This is a genomic window from Mycolicibacterium arseniciresistens (assembly GCF_030519285.1).
Classification (GTDB): Bacteria; Actinomycetota; Actinomycetes; order Mycobacteriales; family Mycobacteriaceae; genus Mycobacterium; species Mycobacterium arseniciresistens.
The window spans coordinates 1-505 of the sequence record NZ_JAUMSQ010000584.1; the positions used below are offsets into that span (position 1 = coordinate 1).

At 75.6% G+C, this 505-nt stretch carries 1 protein-coding gene; it reads left to right on the forward strand.

The features are described 5' to 3' along the window. Nucleotides 1–505, forward strand: a 505-nt coding sequence (ssd, locus tag Q2100_RS31635) for a septum site-determining protein Ssd (RefSeq protein WP_328518150.1), incomplete at both ends; no start/stop codon positions are given.

Genomic DNA, 505 nt, shown 5'->3' on the forward strand with positions numbered 1-505 from the left:
CTCGACACGCCGAGCGCCTTCCGATGCGCGCAGCGCACACTGCCACGCCGAGGCCGGGTCGTCCTGGTCGGGCGCGCCGAACCGCAGGCCGGCGACTGGCAGGCCGCCATCGCCGTCGGGGCGCAGCACGTGCTCACGCTGCCGGGCCAGGATCGGGCGCTGATCGCCGAACTCGCCGACGCCGCAGAATCGCGGCGCGGCGATGCCCGGCGCGGAACGGCGATCGCAGTGATGGCAGGCCGCGGCGGAGCCGGCGCGACGCTGTTCGCGGCGGCGCTGTCGCACGTGGCCCCGGACGCACTGCTCGTCGACGCGGATCCGTGGAGCGGCGGCATCGACATGGTGCTGGGCGCCGAGGCCGAACCGGGATTGCGGTGGTCGGATCTGTCGCTCGAGGGCGGCAGGCTGGATTTCCAGGCGCTGCGCGAGGCGCTGCCGCGATCGAGCGGCGTCACCGTGCTGTCGAGCGGCCGCGCCGGCACCGAGATCGACGCCGCGGCGCTCG